Annotated in this window: 2 protein-coding genes; both read right to left on the bottom strand. The window is 55.3% G+C overall.

The window, feature by feature from the left end:
- A partial coding sequence (locus ABX962_RS32000; RefSeq protein WP_372725709.1) for a hypothetical protein occupies positions 1 to 3,731 on the bottom strand: 3,731 nt, incomplete at its 3' end.
- 38 nt (positions 3,732 to 3,769) lie between these two features.
- Positions 3,770 to 3,970: hypothetical protein (locus tag ABX962_RS31995; RefSeq protein ID WP_372725707.1), on the bottom strand; the 201-nt coding region annotated here is incomplete at its 5' end.

Below are 3,970 nucleotides of genomic sequence, written 5' to 3'. Positions count from 1 at the left end.
TGTTTTCCAGCGGCAACATACGCATACGTTCGTGCGACGTAGATACCATGCGCATCTTCCAATGGAACGTGATGAACCACATGCGGATGCGCAAGATCGGTGCAATCAAGCACCTTCACCCCTTCTTTGTCGGTGACAAATCCGTATCGGAACTGAACTGCGACGCGGTGCGGATGCTCAAGTTCTTCGTGACCAATCACACTGGTGATCTTCGGTTTTGTGGGGTCATCCAAATCGACCACCACCAGCCCTTCTTCGCAACAAATGTAGGCGTACGTCCCGACGATCGAGATCGATTCGGCTCCGTCCAGAATCCCATCGGGATTGAACGTCAACGCTCGCTCTAGAAAGTTGTTCAGTGGATTGCCGTCAAGTAAGGTGCCAGCACCGACCAAGATCAGACCTTCTTCTTTGTCAGTGACATAGATGTAAGCGTACAACGGATGCACTGCGGACTCTTCATTCGCAGGGTCTTGTTTGCGAGTCGGATCGGGTGCAATCGTGCTCGGTGCAGCGACGCCGGTAGCATGCTTGGTTCGGACATAGAAGCGTTGTCCCAGCGGCGAGACCGGTGCGGTAGTGATCCGCTCGCTAAACGCTTTGTGATCGATAAACGCGATGTCAAAGACGCGGAAGCCGCCTTCACCGCAGGCCGCATAAATGTACTCACCACGGTGCTGCAGGTCCAAAATCTCTGGCTTGCGGTAACGCAGCGACAATGTTTCCAAAATGTCGCGACCAGGATGCTCGTGGCTGTGCTCGAGTTCGCGGTCATGCTCGAGGTGTTCTTCGTAGTTTTCCGGATAGGCAAGCTGATGCAGCGAGCTTCCAATCACCGCCTGCGGTTCGGTGGTCTCAGTCACCACAACGGCTTCAAAGCCGTGCTCACCCGCAGCAACGTAACAGTACTTGCCAATAAAATTGGTGTATCCCGTGCCTTGCATCAACAACTGAGTCATGATCGCGTTGTTGTCATTGGCAGCCGAAAGATGGCAGTCGGTGCAGCTCTTCGTTTCATAAACGCCGCCATGGCCGGGATCGGTTTCGTTGATCAATCCGGCGCCACCGCGAACCGTATGCGGAACATTGGTGCTGAACGCAATGCCGCTCATTCCATCGCCACTGATCGTTTGCTGCTGAGTGTAGATCGCTTCGCGGTTGGCGTTGTAGCTGGTCACGTGAATTGCACAACTGCTGCGTGCCGGACCAATACGATTTCCCGTCACCGTTCCATCGCGAGCGAGCATAAAGACATCATCACGAAGCGTTTGAAAGTTATAGCTGGTTCGGTTTCGCGTCACATCGCCTTCGTTGTGTAGTTCCGGCGATTTGATATTCGCTCGTTGTGGCAAATGGCAACCGAAACAACTTGGATTCCACGAGCTATGGCAGGCAATACACGACATATTTTCGTTGCGATGGGCACACGCCAATAAATCATCAGTGCTCGTGCCTCCCCAAGTCGGACGTCCGTCGGCGCCCATCCGTACCGTTTTGGCGGCATGCGACCGCGCGTTGTAGTCGGGATGGTCGGGGCGAACGGTATCGGCGGTTTGTTTAACTTCCCAAAACAGGTCGGGTTCGACGGTGCTGCGTTGGATCAACCGGGGTGCTTTTCCGGGTTCACGCAAGATCTCGAAGCGAGGTTTGTCGAAGGTGGTGCCGAGCGTCAACAGATTCGTGCCACCTTCGGGCGCCGCCGGACCGCTGGTTGGCAATCTCGCCACTTCGCCAGCCTCGAGTTGTTTGTCGACTTTTTCGACCAGCGATTCTTCGGCCGTGCCGTGGCAATCAATACATTGAATCTCGATCGCCGCGCGGACTTCGCCATACAGTTTCGTATTGCCGTGACTGTCTTGATAGAAATGGCAATCGACACAGTGCATCCCTTTTTCCATATGGATGTCCTGCATGTGAACCGGAGCATCGGGGCGACACCTGCCGACCTCTTGTTCGGTGGGCGTGGACGGTTTGACCGCCTCTTGAAGTTGTTCGGTCGACACCTCGGGTAGCGGATCGTTCTTCCAATCCAACAACGTGCCGTGACGGTCTTTCTTGAACACCGCTCGGTATACCCAACCGTGACCATGGAAATCAGCGAACTGCGTGTGCCGCAAATGAGGATTCAAGTCGCTGACGTTGGCCAGGAATTCAGGGTCGCTCCAGTGCCCGCGGGCGGCCGCTTCGTTCGGGTTAAACTCGGTTGCCCGCATGTATTCTTCGGCGGTCAATTCCTTTTGTTCTTCCGGATACATCAACTCGCCGTCGGTTTCGTTATCCCACCACATATAGCCGAGATAACTATTCAACACGTTGGTGCCCGGGTGAATGTGACACACCATGCACTGGCTCGTCGGCATTCGCAGTTCGAATTTGTGCTGGATCGGATGTCCCGGTTGGTCCTTGCGAATAGTCGGATCGATGTATTTGACCCATTCATCTCGCTCGGCCGCCGCGGTGCCATTGTTACCGTACTTGGCCAAGAATCCGCTGGCGGTGGGACTGCGATCGTTCGCGTATAAAACGTGACACGCGCTGCAGCCGCTACTGCGATAGTCGCCGGGGTGGTCATTGGTGCCGAGGAAATTTAACGTTGGATCGAGCAGCCGTGTTTTTGCCAAGCCGATGTAGACAGGGTCGGTTCGATTTTCGGTTCCCAGCCCCCGCAAACTCAATCGTTCACGTGGACGACCGGGTTCTTCGAGTCGTTCGGGAATCCCGATCTCGGGCCGGAAACGACCACCGCGTTCAAAGATCCGCAACACGTTACCGGGCTGGCTGACCTGATACGGGATCAACGGATTCAGCGACGCCAGCACCCCTTTGTGCCGCATCTCGTATTCCGTCGGTGGTGGTACGGTTTGCATGATTTGCGGCTTGCCGTTCATGCTATACGATTCACCATGCTGAGGTCGCTTGTCCCCCGTGGCACCGTTGTTGTACAGAGCCGCCCCCCACAACATGCAACCGTTAGTCATCATGCTCTTGCGAAGCTGCAGCACTTCGTTCGCGTGACATTGTCCGCACGCGATATGGGCAACGCGTAAATCACCCGGGTTCATAAACCGAATGAACTCGGGCGACTCGTGATTCAAAATCGTGTAACTGCGAACCGGGTTAGCCGAGTCTTTCCAGGCCGGTCCGTACTGAGGCCAAACATGGGCGGTGCGAATATCGGTCGCGGTGGCATCACCGCCGTGACAATCCGTACACCCGATTTGGATCGAGTTCACGGGATGCATGTGGCCGACATCGGTGTGGCAATGAATGCATCCGACGCTCTTGGAATGTGCATCGGCGGCGGTTTGGCGAGCAAGATCGTCAAAGCGTAGATCTTCGGGAATCGGATAAGACGCATTGTCCGCGATCCCCAAGCGGCGTGCTAAGTCCCAGGGATCTTCGCCGCGACGTCCGATGTCCGGTTCACTCGCGCCGGCAACGCGTGCTTTGCCATGGTAGCTTCCCGAAGGAAAAGGAATTTTCTGGGCCGGGATGTTTTCGGGCGGAATGTTCGGAGGCCCCGCGGTGACGACCGGTGCAGCAATCGAATCGGTGGCGGCGACCTGAGCCACGACCGGAGATTGCATTGGCGTTTTCGACTCGGACTGACGACTCGATTTTAGAAAATCACGCAGCGTCGCGATTCGCTGCTGAGGCGATTGAGCCCATCCAGCCGATGACGTCGCCAGACAAACAAAAAAGGTCAGCTGAAAGATACGTCGGCAGTTCATCAATCCATTCACCCAATCACTGCCAGCTTATTTGCTAGCTAGAACTCTAGGACCAGTTCGAGGAAGCCCGCCACGTGGTTGCGGAGCTCACCGTCGAGGTTCTGGTATAGGTCTTCCAATCCATTGCCGCCAATGAGTGTCGCGAGACCACCCAATAACAGAATGTTATTATTTAGCAGCGGACGGTATTCAAGGCCAGTGCTAATATCGGTGCCGATGAATTTGTGGACTTCTCCTGT

It is taken from the genome of Novipirellula sp. (assembly GCF_041583735.1).
In the GTDB taxonomy this organism is placed as follows: domain Bacteria; phylum Planctomycetota; class Planctomycetia; order Pirellulales; family Pirellulaceae; genus Novipirellula.
This window is presented reverse-complemented; position numbering and strand designations above follow the sequence as displayed.